The sequence below is a fragment of the Duganella sp. BJB1802 genome (assembly GCF_013369445.1).
GTDB lineage: Bacteria > Pseudomonadota > Gammaproteobacteria > Burkholderiales > Burkholderiaceae_D > Rugamonas > Rugamonas vulcania_A.
Window position 1 is genome coordinate 40,794 of the sequence record NZ_JABWEF010000021.1, and the last position, 15,538, is coordinate 56,331.

17 protein-coding genes are annotated in these 15,538 nt (G+C 61.8%); 9 read left to right on the forward strand and 8 right to left on the reverse strand.

What is annotated here, in order from left to right:
* Positions 1-66: 66 nt before the first annotated feature.
* Positions 67-957 carry a LysR family transcriptional regulator gene (locus HUX88_RS26515; RefSeq protein WP_161096041.1) on the reverse strand — a complete coding sequence of 297 codons (891 nt, stop codon included), beginning with the start codon at positions 955-957 and terminating at the stop codon, positions 67-69.
* Positions 958-1,049: 92 nt separating this feature from the next.
* Here HUX88_RS26515 and HUX88_RS26520 point away from each other — a divergent pair, with 92 nt between their 5' ends.
* Together HUX88_RS26520 and HUX88_RS26525 are read left to right on the forward strand one after the other, a co-directional pair.
* The gene (locus tag HUX88_RS26520; RefSeq protein WP_176363696.1) at positions 1,050-1,604 is read left to right on the forward strand and encodes a chromate transporter; all 555 of its coding nucleotides are present in this window, start codon (positions 1,050-1,052) and stop codon (positions 1,602-1,604) included.
* Complete coding sequence (locus HUX88_RS26525) at positions 1,601-2,134, forward strand: chromate transporter (RefSeq protein ID WP_117014189.1); 534 nt, start codon at positions 1,601-1,603, stop codon at positions 2,132-2,134. Before HUX88_RS26520 ends, HUX88_RS26525 begins: the two co-directional genes overlap by 4 nt.
* Here HUX88_RS26525 and HUX88_RS26530 read toward each other — a convergent pair.
* The gene (locus HUX88_RS26530; protein WP_229219562.1) at positions 2,131-3,042 is read right to left on the reverse strand and encodes a helix-turn-helix domain-containing protein; all 912 of its coding nucleotides are present in this window, start codon (positions 3,040-3,042) and stop codon (positions 2,131-2,133) included. The two genes, HUX88_RS26525 and HUX88_RS26530, sit on opposite strands and share 4 nt — an antisense overlap.
* Positions 3,043-3,248: 206 nt before the next feature.
* On the opposite strand from HUX88_RS26530, the gene eat reads away from it, so the two are divergent.
* The 6 genes from eat (at position 3,249) to HUX88_RS26560 (ending at position 9,152) form a co-directional block, all read left to right on the forward strand.
* A complete protein-coding gene (gene eat, locus HUX88_RS26535) occupies positions 3,249-4,628 on the forward strand; it encodes an ethanolamine permease (protein ID WP_176363698.1) in 1,380 nt (459 codons plus the stop codon).
* A 23-nt stretch (positions 4,629-4,651) separates the two neighbouring features.
* Positions 4,652-5,473 (forward strand): TorF family putative porin, encoded by an 822-nt coding sequence (locus HUX88_RS26540; protein WP_117014186.1) that lies wholly within the window; start codon positions 4,652-4,654, stop codon positions 5,471-5,473.
* A 10-nt stretch (positions 5,474-5,483) separates the two neighbouring features.
* On the forward strand, positions 5,484-6,875 hold the full coding sequence (locus HUX88_RS26545; protein WP_176363699.1) for an ethanolamine ammonia-lyase subunit EutB: 1,392 nt from the start codon (positions 5,484-5,486) through the stop codon (positions 6,873-6,875).
* Between the two features lie 11 nt (positions 6,876-6,886).
* Positions 6,887-7,732: an ethanolamine ammonia-lyase subunit EutC gene (eutC, locus tag HUX88_RS26550; RefSeq protein ID WP_176363700.1), complete on the forward strand. Its 846-nt coding sequence runs from the start codon at positions 6,887-6,889 to the stop codon at positions 7,730-7,732.
* A 45-nt stretch (positions 7,733-7,777) separates the two neighbouring features.
* Entirely contained in the window at positions 7,778-8,473 is a 696-nt protein-coding gene (locus tag HUX88_RS26555; RefSeq protein WP_176363701.1) for a YafY family protein, read from the forward strand.
* 61 nt (positions 8,474-8,534) lie between these two features.
* Positions 8,535-9,152, forward strand: coding sequence for a glutathione S-transferase family protein (locus tag HUX88_RS26560; protein WP_117014183.1), 618 nt, complete (start codon positions 8,535-8,537; stop codon positions 9,150-9,152).
* Positions 9,153-9,283: 131 nt separating this feature from the next.
* On the opposite strand, the gene HUX88_RS26565 is transcribed toward HUX88_RS26560, so the two are convergent.
* From HUX88_RS26565 to HUX88_RS26575, 3 genes are all read right to left on the reverse strand, one after another.
* Entirely contained in the window at positions 9,284-10,120 is an 837-nt protein-coding gene (locus tag HUX88_RS26565) for an HDOD domain-containing protein (RefSeq protein ID WP_117014182.1), read from the reverse strand.
* A gap of 601 nt (positions 10,121-10,721) precedes the next feature.
* Positions 10,722-11,980, reverse strand: a protein-coding gene (locus HUX88_RS26570) for an IS3 family transposase (protein ID WP_373886846.1) whose coding sequence is annotated in 2 segments (ribosomal slippage) — positions 10,722-11,632 and positions 11,632-11,980 — 1,260 coding nt in all. Because the reading frame shifts where the segments join, the coding sequence is not laid out codon by codon here.
* An 80-nt stretch (positions 11,981-12,060) separates the two neighbouring features.
* Positions 12,061-12,429 (reverse strand): helix-turn-helix domain-containing protein, encoded by a 369-nt coding sequence (locus HUX88_RS26575; RefSeq protein WP_176363702.1) that lies wholly within the window; start codon positions 12,427-12,429, stop codon positions 12,061-12,063.
* A 99-nt stretch (positions 12,430-12,528) separates the two neighbouring features.
* Here HUX88_RS26575 and HUX88_RS26580 point away from each other — a divergent pair, with 99 nt between their 5' ends.
* Entirely contained in the window at positions 12,529-13,191 is a 663-nt protein-coding gene (locus HUX88_RS26580; RefSeq protein WP_176363703.1) for an NADPH-dependent F420 reductase, read from the forward strand.
* Here HUX88_RS26580 and HUX88_RS26585 read toward each other — a convergent pair.
* The 3 genes from HUX88_RS26585 to HUX88_RS26595 form a co-directional block, all read right to left on the reverse strand.
* A protein-coding gene (locus HUX88_RS26585) for an IS3 family transposase (RefSeq protein ID WP_176363704.1) occupies positions 13,188-14,338 on the reverse strand; the annotation gives its coding sequence in 2 pieces (ribosomal slippage) (positions 13,188-14,101 and positions 14,101-14,338; 1,152 coding nt in all). The two genes, HUX88_RS26580 and HUX88_RS26585, sit on opposite strands and share 4 nt — an antisense overlap.
* A 383-nt stretch (positions 14,339-14,721) precedes the next feature.
* On the reverse strand, positions 14,722-15,003 hold the full coding sequence (locus tag HUX88_RS26590) for a hypothetical protein (RefSeq protein WP_020700711.1): 282 nt from the start codon (positions 15,001-15,003) through the stop codon (positions 14,722-14,724).
* Positions 15,000-15,473: a MarR family winged helix-turn-helix transcriptional regulator gene (locus HUX88_RS26595; protein WP_117014180.1), complete on the reverse strand. Its 474-nt coding sequence runs from the start codon at positions 15,471-15,473 to the stop codon at positions 15,000-15,002. Before HUX88_RS26595 ends, HUX88_RS26590 begins: the two co-directional genes overlap by 4 nt.
* Positions 15,474-15,538: the final 65 nt, after the last annotated feature.

The window sequence follows — 15,538 nt, forward strand, 5'->3', positions numbered from 1 at the left end:
CGAGCACAACCGTAGCGGGCGCTACGGTTGTGCTCGTGTCCGAATGTCAGACTTGACCCCACTGGGTTAGCGGCCCGTTTTGAGCATGTCGTACAGCGCTTGTGCGGCTGGAGACAGGTGGCCGGCGCGGCGCGTGATCAGCACCAGCTGGCGCGAGATGGTGGGCTCCTTCAGCTTGATGGCGCGCAGGCGCGGGTAACTGCCTTTGAGGATCGCCAGCCCTGGCACGATGGCCGCCGCGATGCCCGAGGCCACCAGCCCCACCGCCGTCGCGCTGCGCTGCACGTCGTACTGGAAATGCAGATTCAGTTCCGCGCTCTTGCTGCCCAAATAGCTGTCGAGCAGCGCGCGGTTGCCGTTCACGTCGCCCGAAAAGATCAGCGGGTAGGGCTGGATCTGCGTCCATGTCAGCGAACGCCGCTTTGCCAGCGGATGATCGTCGCGGCAGACCAGCACGAAGTCATCCTCCATCAGCGGCTCCGATACCAGCTCGGGATGCACGCCGCCTCCCAGGCCGATGCCAAACTCCGCTTCGCGCCGCTGCACCGCCTCCGCCACGCGCGACGAGGCGTAGTCGAGGATCTTGATGCGGTTCTCCGGGAAGCGCGCCGAATAGGCCTGGATGATCTGCGGCAGATATTGAATGCCCACCGTCGGCACGCAGGCGAGGGAGACGTCGCCGCGCTGCGCCTTGCCGGTCTCGCGGATCTCGTTCAGCGTGGACGACAGCTCATCCAACAGGCGCCGCGCCTGCGGCAGGAAATCCTTGCCGATGCCGGTCAGCGCGATGGAGCGCGTGGTGCGCTCGATCAGCATCACGCCTAGGAAGTCCTCCAGGTTGCGCAGCCGCTGCGTGACGGCGGTCTGCGTGATGTGCAGCGTCTCCGCCGCTTTCTGGAAGCCGCCGAAGTCCGCGATGGCGACAAAAGCCTGTACGCCGAGTGTGTCGATTTTCATCAGAAAAATGAATATATGGTCTAAATAAATTCATTGTACTTATATTTCTATGAGGCGGAAAATTCGTCCCATTGAAATCGAAGGAGAAGACCATGCCGCTATCAACAATTTTCCTGGTGTTTTCCAGGCTGGCGCTGGTGGGCTTCGGTGGCGTGATGCCCTTCGCCTACCGCGCGCTGGTCGAGCAGCACAAGTGGCTTACGGCCGAGGAGTTCGCGAAGTATCTCGCCACCAGCCAGATGCTGCCCGGCCCCACCATCTGCAACGTCGCGCTGATGGTGGGTAACCGCTACGCCGGCACCAGCGGCGCATTGGCCGCGCTGGCCGGCATGATCGCCGGACCGTTCATGGTGGTCATCGCATTGGGCGTGGTGTATCAGCGCTTCGGCGAGATCGACATGTTCCGCCACGCGATACGCGGCATGGCGGCGGTGGCGGCGGGGCTGATCCTGGCCACCGCCGTGAAGATGGCGAAGTCCATGTTCGCCAAGGCGGACTGGCGCGCCAACCGCGCGCGCCTGCAGGTGGCCTTGCTGGCGCTGGCCTTTATCGGACTGGGTCTGCTGCAATGGCAGCTGGCGCTGGTGTTCTGCGTGCTGGCGCCACTGGGCACCGCCGCGACCTACCTGTTGGGAGAAGAAAAATGAACGAGCAATCGCCTGTGATGGAACTGTCGCTGCACATCGCGTTGATGTCGCTGATGGCGGTGGGCGGCGGCGTGGTGCTGCTTGGACCGCAGGTGGGCCACTACGTCGTCGAAGGCAAACAGTGGCTGAACAACGAGCAGTTCTCCGCCGCCTACGCCATCGCGCAGGCGGCGCCCGGCCCCAACCTGTTGTTCATATCGCTGGTGGGCTGGCTGATCGCGGGCTGGATGGGCGCCATCTTCACCACGCTGGCGGTGCTGGTGCCATCCACGCTGCTGACGCTCACCGCGATACGCCTGCAGGCGCGCCATGCAGGCGGGCGCCTGGCGCAGGCGCTGGGCGATGCCTTCGCGCCGATATCGATAGGCTTCCTGGCCGCCACCGCGTGGCTGTTCACCCGCATCTCGAACGTCAGCTGGCATGCCGACGCGCTGACGGTGCTGGCCGCACTGGTGCTGCTGCGTACAAAAATCAATCCGGTGCTGTTGATCGCGGCCGGTGCATTGGCCGGCGCGCTGGGCCTCATCTAAGCGCGCGCCATTGAACGCGACCGCAGCGACGCCGACGGGCATTGGCCGAACAGCTTGCGGTAGTCGCTGGAGAACTGGCTGAAGTTACTCAGGCCCCACGAGTCGGCCACGTCGCCGATGGCGCGGCCGTCCTGCAACTGCCGGCGCACGCCGTTCAGGCGCACCATGCGCAGGTACAGCATGGGGCTCATGCCCAGCACGTCCTCGAAGCAGTATTGCAGCGTGCGGCGGCTCACGTGCACGCGCTCGCACAGTTCCGGCACGGTGATCGATTCGCTGCGGTGCGCCATGATGTACTCGCGCGCCAGCGCCACCACATGGCGGCGCCGTTGCAGGCTGGCCGCCAGCGCCGGCTCCACGCAGCTGTGGTCCAGCATGTCGAGCAGGGTGGACAACACCGTGTCCTGCCATTGCGCCGCACCGTCGGCCGTGGTGTCGCCGTCGGCCGGCAGCAATTGCGACAGGATGCGCAGGCACTTGGCCTGGGCCTGCGCATCCACCTGCAACAGCTCGGCCGATTGCACGCGCTCCCAGTCGACCTGGCAGCCGTGGCGCCGCGCCGTCTCGGCCAGCAGCTCGCGGCTGGCGACGATGCCGAAGATGCTGTACGCGCTCGGTGTTACCAGCTCGAACTCTACGTTGCCTGGCTGCACCATGATCCAGTCGGACGCCGTCTGGCGGCCGTTGATGCGCGTGGTGGCGCCGTGGTCGGGCAGGCCGAACCATATGGCGTCCGGCCACACGCGGCAGGACTGGCGCACCGACTGGCTCAGGCTTTCGCGGAACACCTGCAGCTGCGGCAGGCGCAGTTCGGTGAGGGCGCCATGGAACAGGCCGGAACTGATCTGGTCGTAGCTTTGTTGCCAGTTGGTGAGCTTGCTGGCCAGTTCATCGGCGTCGTGCGCCATCACAGTGCGCAAATCTGGCGCACTGTGTAACAACTCTGTCGCAGTCTGGTGCATATTATTTTTCTCCCGCTGTTGTTATTTCTTCCCTTGGCGCCCAGCCCCCGCAAGTTTGCCGATTTTCGATAACGCTGGCGTTTGGCTGGCTCCTATACTCGATTCTGCTGCAACTTCCATACCAGACACGCTTTATCTAAAGGGAGAAACTCATGAGTGCAAAACAGGCGGCCGGGCAACCGGCGCTGCAACAGTCGCTAGGCACCTTTCAGTTGTGGGGCATCGCGGTAGGCCTGGTGATCTCGGGCGAGTACTTCGGCTGGAGCTACGGCTGGGCCTCGGCGGGGACGCTGGGCTTTACCATCACGGCGCTGTTCATCGCGGCCATGTACACGACTTTCATCTTCAGCTTCACCGAGCTGACCACGTCGATTCCGCACGCGGGCGGTCCGTTCGCCTACAGCAAGCGCGCCTTCGGCCCGACCGGCGGCTACCTGGCCGGCGCGGCCACGCTGATCGAATTCGTGTTCGCGCCGCCGGCCATCGCGCTGGCGATCGGCGCGTATCTGAATGTGCAATTCCCCACGGTCGATCCGAAGACGGCGGCGGTCGGCGCCTACATTGTGTTCATGACGCTGAACATCGTCGGCGTGCAGGTGGCTGCGACCTTCGAGCTGCTGATGACGCTGCTGGCCATCTTTGAATTGCTGGTGTTTATGGGCGTGGTGTCGCCGGGCTTCTCGGTGGTGAACTTCGTCAAGGGCGGCTGGTCGGGGCAGGATCATTTCAGCATCGCTTCGATTCCCGGCATGTTCGCTGCGATTCCATTTGCGATCTGGTTCTTCCTGGCGATCGAGGGCGTGGCCATGGCCGCCGAGGAAGCCAAGGATCCGAAACGTTCGATTCCCATCGCCTACATCGCCGGCATCATCACGCTGGTGCTGCTGGCGATCGGCGTGATGGTGTTCGCCGGCGGCGCGGGCGACTGGACCAAGCTGGCCAACATCAACGATCCGCTGCCGCAGGCCATGAAGATCATCGTCGGCGAGCACAGTAACTGGCTGCACATGCTGGTGTGGCTGGGCCTGTTCGGTCTGATCGCTTCCTTCCACGGCATCATCCTCGGCTACTCGCGTCAGATCTTCGCCCTGGCGCGCGAGGCTTACCTGCCGCATTACTTCGCCAAGATTCACCCGCGCTTCAAGACGCCGCACCGCGCCATCCTTGCGGGCGGCGTGATCGGCATCGCAGCCATCTATAGCGACGAGCTGATCAAGATCGGCGGCCAGACCCTGACCGCCAACATCGTCACCATGTCGGTGTTCGGCGCGATCACCATGTACATCCTCAGCATGCTCAGCCTGTTCAAGCTGCGCCGCGAGGAGCCGAACATGGTGCGTCCCTTCCGCGCACCGTTCTACCCGTTGTTCCCGGCGGTCGCGCTGATCGGTGCGCTGGTCTGCCTGGTGACGATGATCTATTACAACCTGCTGATCTTCGGTGTGTTCGTAGGCTTCATGGCCGTCGGCTATGCATTCTTCCTGGCCACCAAGGGTAATCGCCAGCAACACGCGGCATACGACGCCGTCTAACCTACATCAACGGAGCACTATCCATGTCCCCATCCATTTTCTCCCTGCTGGCCGCGGCCGGATGCCTGGCTTGCGCGGCAGGCGGCGCGCTGGCCGCCGACGCCGCACCGGCCGCGCCCGCACCGGCCTGGACCAACACCGGCAACGTGACGGTGGTGTCCGACTACATCTTCCGCGGCATTTCGCAAACGCAGGCCAAGCCGACGGTGCAGGCCAATCTGGACTTTACGCATGCCAGCGGCTTTTATGTCGGCCTGTTCGGTTCCGGCGTCTCGCACGCGGCCTATAACAACGGCAGCGGTTCGGAGATCGACCTCTACGGCGGCTACCGCTACCCGCTCAGCGCCGACAGCAATATCGACGCCGGCCTGGTCACCTACTGGTATCCCGGCGCGCACTTCGCGGCGGGCGGCAAGGACATCAAGTACCATACGCAGGAGGCCAAGCTGGGCGTGAACGTCGGCGCCTTCAATGCCTATGCGTGGGTGGCGCTGAGCCAGTATTGGTTCGGCTTCGCGGTGCAGCCGGACAGCGGCAAGCTGGCCAACACGCGCGGCACCGCCTACGCCGAGGTGAACTGGAATCCCGAACTGATGCCGGGCCTGGCGCTGAACCTGCACGCGGGCCGCCAGCAGGTGCGCAACATGAGCGACTTCAATTTCTTCGACGTCAAGGTCGGTGTGACCAAGACGATGGACGTGTGGGCGTTCACGGCGGCGGGCACCTACAACAGCGGCGACGCCAGCAAGAACGGCACGCCCTTGTGGACCTTCTTCAACGCCGACGGCAGCGGCAAGAACGTGGCACAAAAGCGCCTGGTGGTGACGGCCTCGCGCAATTTCTAGAGGAACGGCGATGAGCAGCTTTGCACATACGGTAGGCAGCAGGACATACCAGTTCCGCGACCTGAAGGACTTGATGGCGAAGGCGACGCCGGCGCGTTCCGGCGACTACCTGGCGGGGCTGGCGGCGCCCAGTGCCGAGGAACGGGTGGCCGCGCAGATGGCGCTGGCCGAGCTGCCGCTGTCGCTGTTCCTGAACCAGATGGTGGTGCCGTATGAGCAGGACGAGGTGACGCGCCTGATCATCGATGATCACGACCGCGTGGCCTTCGCCCGCATCGCCCACCTGACCGTGGGCGACTTCCGCAACTGGCTGCTGGGCGACGCGGCCGATGAAGCAGCGCTGGCCGCCGTCGCCCCCGGCATCACGCCGGAGATGGCGGCGGCCGTTTCCAAGATCATGCGCATCCAGGACCTGATCCTGGTGGCGAAGAAATGCCGCGTCGTCACCAGCTTCCGCAACACCATCGGCCTGGCGGGACGCATGTCGACCCGACTGCAGCCGAACCATCCGACCGACGACGCCACCGGCATCGCCGCCAGCGTGCTGGACGGCCTGCTGTACGGCAGCGGCGACGCGGTGATCGGCATCAACCCGGCCACCGACAACGTGCCGCAGGTGATCAAGATCGTCACCATGCTCGACGAGATCATCGACCGCTACGGCATCCCCACGCAATCGTGCGTGCTGACCCACGTCACCAACACCATCGCCGCCATCGAGCGCGGCGCGCCGATCGACCTGGTGTTCCAGTCGATCGCCGGCACCGAGGCGGCCAACGCCAGCTTCGGCATCAACCTGGCCCTGCTGGGCGAGGCGCAGCAGGCGGCGCTGTCGCTGCAGCGCGGCACGGTGGGCAACAACGTCATGTATTTCGAGACCGGGCAGGGCAGCGCGCTGTCGGCCAACGCGCATCACGGCGTCGACCAGCAGACCTGCGAGACGCGCGCCTACGCGGTGGCGCGCAAGTTCCAGCCGCTGCTGGTCAATTCGGTGGTCGGCTTCATCGGCCCCGAGTACCTGTACGACGGCAAGCAGATCGTGCGCGCCGGGCTGGAGGACCACTTCTGCGCCAAGCTGCTGGGCCTGCCGATGGGCTGCGATGTCTGCTACACCAACCACGCCGAGGCCGACCAGGACGACATGGACATCCTGCTGACCCTGCTGGGCACGGCCGGCTGCACCTTCGTCATGGGCATCCCCGGCTCGGACGACATCATGCTCAACTACCAGACCACGTCCTTCCACGACGCGCTGTACGCGCGCCGCGTGCTGGGCCTGAAGCCGGCGCCGGAATTCGAGGCCTGGCTGAAGGAGATGGAGATCTTCACCCGCAACGATTACGTTACACTGGGCAAAGCGCTGCCGGCCTCCTTCCAGCAGGCGCTGGCCAGACTGAACTGATGGGAGCCCGCATGAACGACGACGAGCACCTGCTGCCCGCCAGCCCCGCTGGCGACGATGGCGTGGTGACGAGCAATCCTTGGCTGTCGCTGCGGCGCTTCACGGCGGCGCGCATCGCGCTCGGGCGCAGCGGCGTCAGCCAGCCGACCGCGCCGCAGCTGGAGTTCCAGCTCGCGCACGCCCGCGCGCGCGACGCCGTGCATCTGGCGCTCGATCACACCGCGCTGGGCGAGGCCTTGCAGGCCGGGACCGGCTTGCCCTGCCTGGCGCTGCACAGCGCCGCCGCCAGCCGCGACATTTACCTGCAACGCCCCGACCTGGGCCGGCGCCTGGACGAGACCTCGCGCCAGGTGCTGCTGGAACGTCCACGCGAAGGTGCCGGCTACGACCTGGCCTTCGTCATCGCCGACGGCCTGTCGGCGCTGGCCATCGAGCAGAACGCCTTGCCCTTCCTGAAGGTGCTGATGGCGCGGCTGGCCGCCGAATCGTGGTCGCTGGCGCCGCTGTCCATCGTCCGGCAGGGGCGGGTGGCGGTGGGCGACGAGGCGGGCGAGCTGCTGGGCGCGCGTGCGGTGGTGGTGCTGGTCGGCGAACGTCCCGGCCTGAGCTCGCCGGACAGCATGGGCCTGTATCTGACGTGGGCGCCGCGCACCGGCCTGACCGACGCCGCCCGCAATTGCATCTCGAATGTGCGTCCGGCGGGCTTGACCTACGACGACGCAGCCTTCAAGCTTCACTACCTGCTATCCGAATCGCGTCAGCGGCAATTGTCCGGCGTCGCGCTGAAGGATGAAACAGCCACCGACAACACCACGCTGGACGCGCCGCAACGCAACTTCCTGCTCGACCTCGATTAGTCGGCGGGCGGCCGTCCCGCCCAACCGACTAGCGAGAGACCGACGATGAGCCGTACCGGCCGACTTTTCATGCTGATGGATGCGATGCGCGGCTACCGCCGTCCCGTCACCGCCGCCCGCCTGGCCGAGCAGCTGGGTGTCTCCGAGCGCACCATCTACCGCGACATCCAGACCCTGTCCGGCCTGGGCGCGCCGCTGGAGGGCGAGGCCGGGGTCGGCTACATGCTCAAGGCCGGCTTCTTCCTGCCGCCGCTGATGTTCGGCGCCGACGAGCTGGAGGCGCTGGTGCTGGGCGCGCGCTGGGTGCGCCGGCAGGGCGACGAGGCGCTGGCCGCCGCCGCCAACAACGCGCTGGCCAAGATCGCCGCCGCCACGCCCAAGGACCTGCGCGACGACATGGCCGAGACCAGCCTGTGGGTGCCGCTGGGCCAGGACCAGGACACCGCCAGCGACGTCCACGTGCGTCCGGTGCGCGAGGCGATCCGCTACCAGCACCGGCTGCGCATGGCTTACCAGGACGAGCACGGCAAGCCGTCGGAGCGGGTGGTGTGGCCGTTCGCGCTGGCCTTCCTGGAGGGCAAGCGGCTGCTGGCCGCGTGGTGCGAGCTGCGCATGGCCTTCCGCCATTTCCGCATCGACCGCATCGCCGAGGTGGAGTCGCTGGGCGTGCGCTACCCGGCCCGCCGCAGCGACTTGCTCAAGACCTGGCGCACGGAAATGAAACTGCGCGAAGACTACTGACAGGAATTGTCGCGGCGTGGGTCTACGATGAAGTCCTCAACCCATTCATCGGAGACCTGTCATGCGCTTATACCACCACCCCGCTTCCACCAGCTCGCGCCGTGTGATGCTGGCCGCCCTGCACATGGGCACGCCGCTGGAACTGACCGAAGTGAACCTGATGAGCCCGGAAGACCGCCGCCGCCTGGTCGCGCTCAACCCCAACAGCAAGGTGCCGGTGCTGCAGGATGGCGACTTCATCCTGTGGGAATCCTGCGCCATCATGCAGTACCTCGCCGACCGCACGCTGGGGCAGACGCTGTACCCTGACAATATCGTCGTGCGGGCCGATATCAACCGCTGGCTGCTGTGGTCGTCGCAGCATTTCGCGCCGGCGTTGGGCGGCATCGTCTATGAAAACATCTGGAAGGGCTTGACCGGCGCCGGCGGCCCCGACGCGCAGGAGCTGGAGCGTTACGGCCGTCAGGTGGCGCAATTCGCCGCCGTGCTGGAGCAGCATCTGGCGGGACGTGAATGGATCGTCGGCAACAAGCTCAGCCTGGCGGACTTCGCGCTGGCCTCGTCGCTGATGTATGTCGAGCAAGCCAAATTGCCTGTCACTCAATATCCGAAAGTGATGGCGTGGCTGGGGCGCATCCAGCAGCTGGATGCGTGGAAACAAACGGAGCCGGTATGGTGAAGGAAATGTGCGTCCATATGTGAATTGGCGCACAGAGCGGACGGGGCAGGGAGGGTATTCTGGATTTGTCTCCTCTGGAGGAGATCCCTAGTTTTGGACTTTGCCCGCTCCCCAGCGGGCTTTTTTTTATCTTAGAGCATCAGCACCGCATACAGCGACTGCACCTCTTGCGCCGATTCGCTCATGATGGCGTGCAGCGTGCCCTCGCCGACCACGAAGTCGATGGTGCGCGCGCCCTGCAACGTGGTCGCGCCCGGACGCTGGTACAGCGGTGAATGCACCGGCGACAAGTCATTGGCCAACAACAGCGTATCGCCCAGGGTTTCCGGAGGCAGCGCGCGCAGGCCGACCCACATCGATTCGATCGCCTTGTAGACGCCGTCCGGTACGCCCAGCTTGGTCAGCACGCCGCGGCCGATTTCCACCTCGCCATGCTCGACCCAGTCTTCCGGCTCGCCGTTCATCACTTCCGGGAAATCGCCGGCGCAGGACAGCATGTAAAAGCCCGCCACCTCGTGCACTATGCCGGCGAACAGCGCCGTGTCGGGATCGACGCGGGTGACGCGGCGCGCGATCACCTGCGACAGGGCCGCCACGTGCGCCGTGTGTTCCCACAGTTGATTGACCTTGGCCAGCAGGGAAGGTTCAGTGACCTGGCTGCCGATCTGGCGCACGATCAGTGCCGCCACCAGCGATTGCAGGGTGCGTACACCGAGCCGCTGCACTGCCGCGCGCACGCTGGAGATTTCAGTACCGGAACGGTTGTAGGCCACCGAGTTGGCGATGGCGACGCTGCGCGCCGCCAGCAACGGGTCAGCCTGTATGAGTTTGGCTGCCGCCTCGAAGTGGCAATCGGGATCGCTCAGCGCCTGCTGCAAGCGCAGCGAGGCATTGACGTTGGCCGGGAACGAAAGCTCCCCCCGGCTCGCCTGAGCAGCGATGGTCTTGAAGGCGTCGAGTCTGTCCATTGGAAAAAATTATACTCCCGAAAATTGCCGCAGGGCACTTTTCTTGAAAATACTTTTCGCCAGGTTGACGAGGGGCGGCAACTAGCTTTTGGACGGATTTCTGGTGAACAATCGACGGACATAAAGGGCAATTGCTCCATAGCAGAGAAGTGCGGTCAGAACGATAATGGAAACCAGCCCCCCGTCCTTTATGTCGAATTGTTATTCATCGTAGCCTACCACGCCAATGGCCACAATTGTCGCGGACAAGGAGATCAGAAGGAATAAACTCAACTGGCCTTGCCCGCACTTTTTTGCAAGGCCCAGCAACTTTGCTTCGAAGTTAAGTTTCATGGATTTGATTTCGCGCTGTCTTTTGCTCGGCTTTAAGCGGTGTGGCGTTTAGCACGTTGAGCCGGGGATGCTCTTGCCGGTTGCCAGATTCAGATCGAAGCGACAGGTGTGTACTAGCTCAGACTTGACCTTACAACTGCCAGATGAGTTAAAGTTCTAGGAGGCCGCTACCGGCCATTCGCAGCCGTTCATCCATTAGCAGCCCTTCATTGCGCTCATGAATGGCGCCAATGATCTTGCCCCCGTATAACCGGACACAGCTTATCGCTTAGTTAGCGCCGCTTTCCTGAGCCCGGCGCGCCAGCTCCCTCCTGAACAAGCGAGGCGATTTTAACTTCAACGACGAGTGCGGATGAACCTCATTGAAATGCAAAAAAGCGTCTGGCAGTTGAGCGAGAACGACTTTGGCATTGCTGCGGTCCATCAGGCTGACGTAGTCCCGTTTAAATGTGTTCACGAAGCTCTCGGCGATCCCGTTCGACTGCGGGCTGCACACCGGCGTATGAATCGGCTCCAAGCCCAATGCGCGAACCAGAGCATGCGTTTCATGGGCCCGGTAGGCGCCGCCATTGTCGCTCAAGAACTCCAGCTTCGCAGAGCCGATGCTGGCCTGGCCAAACCGAGCCTCGACCGCTTCCACCAGCATGTCGCGTACTGGCTCACCAGGCAAACCACGTTCAGCCCAGGCACGCCACGCAATGATTTCGCGATCACAGCAGTCCTTCATGAACACGCCAGTGACAACCTCTCCATTGTCGCAAGCAATCTCGAATCCATCCGAACACCAGCGCTGATTCGGCTCGGCCACGGCCACGACGCCGTCGTGAACGCGGCTGCTGACGCGGCGTTTTGGCGCCTTCGGCAGCAACAGGCGGTGCTCCTTCATTACCCGATAAAACCGCTTGTGGTTGATCGACTGCAGGCCCATCAAGGCACGCGTTCGATTCACCAAGGCGCCCGCCCTGCGATAGCCGTATGTCGGCAGTGCCGTGATTTCGGCGCGCACCGCGTCGACCAAGATGGCGTCGGCCGGCTGGTGGAACGTCTGCACGGTACAGCCGTCAACCCAGTCGGTCGGGCGCGCCGCCCTGGTGCACACATTCGAGCGCGCCACGCCCAGTGCCGAACAGACCGCCTTTACTGGCCGTCCTTGTCCAACAAGGGCGAGCGCGCAATCCACTTTTTTTCGCGAGCGAACTCGACTGCCTCCTTCAGGATCTCCGCTTCCATCGTCTTCTTGCCCAACATACGTTGCAGCTGGGCGATCTGGGCGCGGGCCGCAGCCAGTTCGCTTGCCGGCACTACCGATTCACCAGCAGAGACCGCCGTGAGCGCGCCTTCGCGCTCCAGCTTGCGCCAGTTGAACAGCTGGCTAGCGCCGACACCGTGCTTGCGGGCGACCAGCGAGACGGTCATGCCCGGTTCGTATGTCTCGCGCACCAGCGCCGCCTTCTCATCGGCTGACCAGCGCCTGCGGCGCTCCTGGCTTATCGTTACAACCTCGATTGTTTGCTTGTTCCTAGTCATATGCACAGTCCTATTCCTATCCGTAAGAATAGCGCATAGGCTGTGTCCGGTGAATCAGGGGGCTATTTCACCAACTTGCGTCAGGACTGGAGTGTAGAACGAGTCTTTCGCCTAAGCTCGGCCCAATTGATGAGGGCTTCCAACGATGGTCCTAGGGCCAGGCCCAAGTCGCTCAGTGAATATTCAACTTTGGGAGGGACCTGTGCGTAAATTGTTCGTACTACGATATCGTCATGTTCCAGTTGTTTTAATTGTTGAATTAGCATCTTCTGATTTACGCCATCAACTAGCCTTTCCAATTCGCTGAACCTTAGCGGGGTCTTAGCTGCGAACAGTTGGGTAATGATGATGATTTTCCACTTTCCCTCGATGACGCGGAGCGCTTCTGTTGTAGAGGCCGCCCATTCTTGACGGCGTTCTGGGTCGTCACAATTCCAGTTGCGTTCCATTTCTGCTCTCCTTGGTATGTTACTTACTTTTTTGTCTGTACTTCCAATTTTCGCATAAGCCTCCTAAACTGGGTGTGGTTTATTTCATCGGGAGTCAAAATGAAGGTCGCAGTCGTAGGAACAGGTAACATCGGTGGCACGTTGGCGCGGAAATTGGTTGCAGCGGGGCACATCGTGAGCGTTGCTAATAGCGAAGGACGTGAATCGCTTGAGCAATTTGCAACCGAAATTGGGGCCGTCGCAGCGAATATCGACGATGTGGCGACTGGTGCAGACGCAGTGATTCTCGCCATTCCCAGCAACGCTATTGCGACCCTCTCGCGTGATTTTCTCGATTCAATTTCGCCTGAGGCGACCGTGATTGATACGAGCAACTACTACCCTGGCTTGCGAGATAGCCGGATTCCCGAAATTGATGCTGGGATGACAGAAAGCGTATGGGTGTCCAGTCAACTCGGCGTCCCTGTGGTTAAAGCGTTCAATAACGCCCTAGCTTACACCTTGGCAAATTTAGGGCTGCCAACCGGCAAGCCTGGCCGATTGGCGATTGCTGTAGCGGGTGACGTCGCGGAGAAAAAAGAAATTGCAATGACTTTGGTAAACCACGTTGGCTTTGACCCTGTAGATGCTGGGTCACTAGAAGAGTCTTGGCGACAGCAGCCCTCCACTCCGGCTTACTGCTGCGATTACGATGCAGAGACAATGCGTGCTGCATTGTTGGCTGCAATCAAAGGCGCGGCTGAATCGCCACGAGTTCACTAGACGCTCGCGAGCCGCTCAAAATACTGCTTTTCGTAGTTGACCGGGGACAGCTTGTTGTTGAAGCCATGTCGGCGCTTCGGATTGTAGAACATCTCGATGTAGTCGAAGATATCCTGCCTTGCTTCGTCCCGACTACTGTAGATTCTGCGTCGTATTCTTTCGCGCTTCAGCAGCTGGAAAAAGCTTTCAGCGACCGCGTTGTCGTGGCAATTGCCTCGTCTGCTCATACTCTGCTCCAGATTATGAGCTTTCAAGAAATCTCTCCAGTCATAGCTGCTGAACTGACTGCCTTGATCTGAATGTACCAGCACAGTTTGTTTAGGCTGGCGACGCCACACAGCCATCAACAAAGCATTCAGTGCCAGTTCGCGATCCATCCTTGAGTTCATAGACCAGCCGATGACCTGTCTCGAAAAGAGATCAATTACGGCGGCCAGATACAACCAGCCTTCATGAGTCCGAATATAGGTAATGTCAGTGACCCAGACTCGATTTGGCTCTTGCACATCGAACTGTCGCTGCAAGTGGTTGGGCGCCACCACGGAAGGCGCACCACCACGCTTGTAACGCCGTTTGCCATAGCCTGTTTGAGATCGCAGGCCGGCGGCACGCATGATGCGATGAACGCGATTAATTCCGCAGTGTTCGCCCAGGTCGCGCAAATCGTCCGACACTTTTCGGTAACCGTAGACAGAACCGCTTTCCAGCCAGGATTCCTTGATGTGGCCAAGGATGCGTCGATCCTCCAAGGTGCGCCGGCTCTCGGGATTCAACCGCCAAGCGTAATAGCCACTCGGATGAACCGCCAGCATTTTGCATAGATGGCGTATGGCGTGGCTAGTACACAGCTCCTGGATCAAGGCGTACCTTACCCGGACATCTTGGCAAAGTACGCGGCGGCCTTTTTTAAAATATCGCGCTCCTCGGTTACGCGCTTCAATTCGGCCTTCAGGCGTTTCATTTCTGCGGCCTGCGCGTCCGTAGCCAGGCGCTCCTCTGCTGGCACGCTGTAGCGCTTCACCCATTGGTACATGCTGTGAACACTGACGCCGAGCCTTGCCGCGACCTCAGCGACCGCGTGGCCGCGTTCAGTGACCTGCTTGACTGCTTCTATCTTAAATTCTTCGGTGTACCGATTTCCACTCATGACCACTCCTTTTGCCTAGAATTATGGCTCAAGAGCGTCTACAAGACTCGTGGCGATTCAGGCTGTAGCAAAGCGCGATAAATTGCCTGAACTATTCAGCAAACTCGGGCCGTCCCCCGCACACAAAGATGTTATAGCAATGAATCGTTCGGTCAACTCCAATTAAAAAACAACTTCGGGGTAGGTAGACGACACAGTATGCTGTCACCCCGTAAATGTCAGCTTGGGGGCGGAATCTGACTCTGGAGGATTACAAGCAGACCTACAACAGTTGTGCTACTGCACATGAGGCGCGCGCCGCGCCCTGCATCGATCCCCTCGTTTTCGGGAATCCATGGGGCAACGGCGCGGCTTGGCTACGACGCGGTTGCGTCGGCCGGGGATTATTGCTCGCTGAAGATGGCGTCGCAGCCGTCCTGGGTGGCGTCGGTGTCTTGCAGTTCGTCGGTCAGGCCCAGGTCGAACAGTTCCTCGATCGCGTTCATGAAGCTGTTGTGCTTGGTCGCGCCGATCAGGCGGTAGATCTCGCCGTCCTCGTTGCGCACGCCGATGATCAGCTTTTCCTGGCGCACTTCGTCCGGCGTGGACTGGTTCAGCAGCAGGTTGCCGATGATGTGTTTGTCGAATTTGGCAGGCTTTTTGCCTTCGAGCAGAGTCGTTTTCAAATGATTTCCTTGGTTGAGTCGCAGGTGGACGGGCATTCGGTATGGCCGGCCATGATTACAGTTTTAAGATCGGTCAGGGTTTTTTCAAGGGCGGCGAAGTCGTCTTCGCTGTAGTGCGCGAACACTTTTCCGCTTTCCTTGACGACTTGCGGGAAGACCTTGCAGAACACCTGCTCGCCCTCCGCCGTCAGCCGGACAAAGAAGGAACGTTTGTCGCAGTCATTGCGCTGACGCTCCACCAGACCTTTTTGCTCCAATCGCTCGATCACCCCGGTCAGCGTACCCTTGGTGATCAGCGTCTTGTCGCCCAGTTCTTTATAGGACATGCCGGGCGTATTGCCCAGCGTGGCGATGATGTCGAACTGGGCGTGCGTCAGGCCGCTCTGGCGCACATACTGTCCAGAGAGCCGTTCGTAGCTCTGTAAGCAATCGGCCAGCAGCCGGATACTTTTCAAAAATCGTTCACCCATAGACGGTGATTATAGCCGGTTCGCACCTGCAATCTTGCCGGGGACTATAATGGCGGACGCACATT

What these genes read in the sequence shown, in the direction of transcription:
- HUX88_RS26515 (WP_161096041.1), bottom strand. Translation starts at nt 957, where the DNA reads ATGAAAATCGACACACTCGGCGTACAGGCTTTTGTCGCCATCGCGGAC.
- HUX88_RS26520 (WP_176363696.1), top strand. Translation starts at nt 1,050, where the DNA reads ATGCCGCTATCAACAATTTTCCTGGTGTTTTCCAGGCTGGCGCTGGTG.
- HUX88_RS26525 (WP_117014189.1), top strand. Translation starts at nt 1,601, where the DNA reads ATGAACGAGCAATCGCCTGTGATGGAACTGTCGCTGCACATCGCGTTG.
- HUX88_RS26530 (WP_229219562.1), bottom strand. Translation starts at nt 3,042, where the DNA reads ATGGCGCACGACGCCGATGAACTGGCCAGCAAGCTCACCAACTGGCAA.
- eat (WP_176363698.1), top strand. Translation starts at nt 3,249, where the DNA reads ATGAGTGCAAAACAGGCGGCCGGGCAACCGGCGCTGCAACAGTCGCTA.
- HUX88_RS26540 (WP_117014186.1), top strand. Translation starts at nt 4,652, where the DNA reads ATGTCCCCATCCATTTTCTCCCTGCTGGCCGCGGCCGGATGCCTGGCT.
- HUX88_RS26545 (WP_176363699.1), top strand. Translation starts at nt 5,484, where the DNA reads ATGAGCAGCTTTGCACATACGGTAGGCAGCAGGACATACCAGTTCCGC.
- eutC (WP_176363700.1), top strand. Translation starts at nt 6,887, where the DNA reads ATGAACGACGACGAGCACCTGCTGCCCGCCAGCCCCGCTGGCGACGAT.
- HUX88_RS26555 (WP_176363701.1), top strand. Translation starts at nt 7,778, where the DNA reads ATGAGCCGTACCGGCCGACTTTTCATGCTGATGGATGCGATGCGCGGC.
- HUX88_RS26560 (WP_117014183.1), top strand. Translation starts at nt 8,535, where the DNA reads ATGCGCTTATACCACCACCCCGCTTCCACCAGCTCGCGCCGTGTGATG.
- HUX88_RS26565 (WP_117014182.1), bottom strand. Translation starts at nt 10,120, where the DNA reads ATGGACAGACTCGACGCCTTCAAGACCATCGCTGCTCAGGCGAGCCGG.
- HUX88_RS26575 (WP_176363702.1), bottom strand. Translation starts at nt 12,429, where the DNA reads ATGGAACGCAACTGGAATTGTGACGACCCAGAACGCCGTCAAGAATGG.
- HUX88_RS26580 (WP_176363703.1), top strand. Translation starts at nt 12,529, where the DNA reads ATGAAGGTCGCAGTCGTAGGAACAGGTAACATCGGTGGCACGTTGGCG.
- HUX88_RS26595 (WP_117014180.1), bottom strand. Translation starts at nt 15,473, where the DNA reads ATGGGTGAACGATTTTTGAAAAGTATCCGGCTGCTGGCCGATTGCTTA.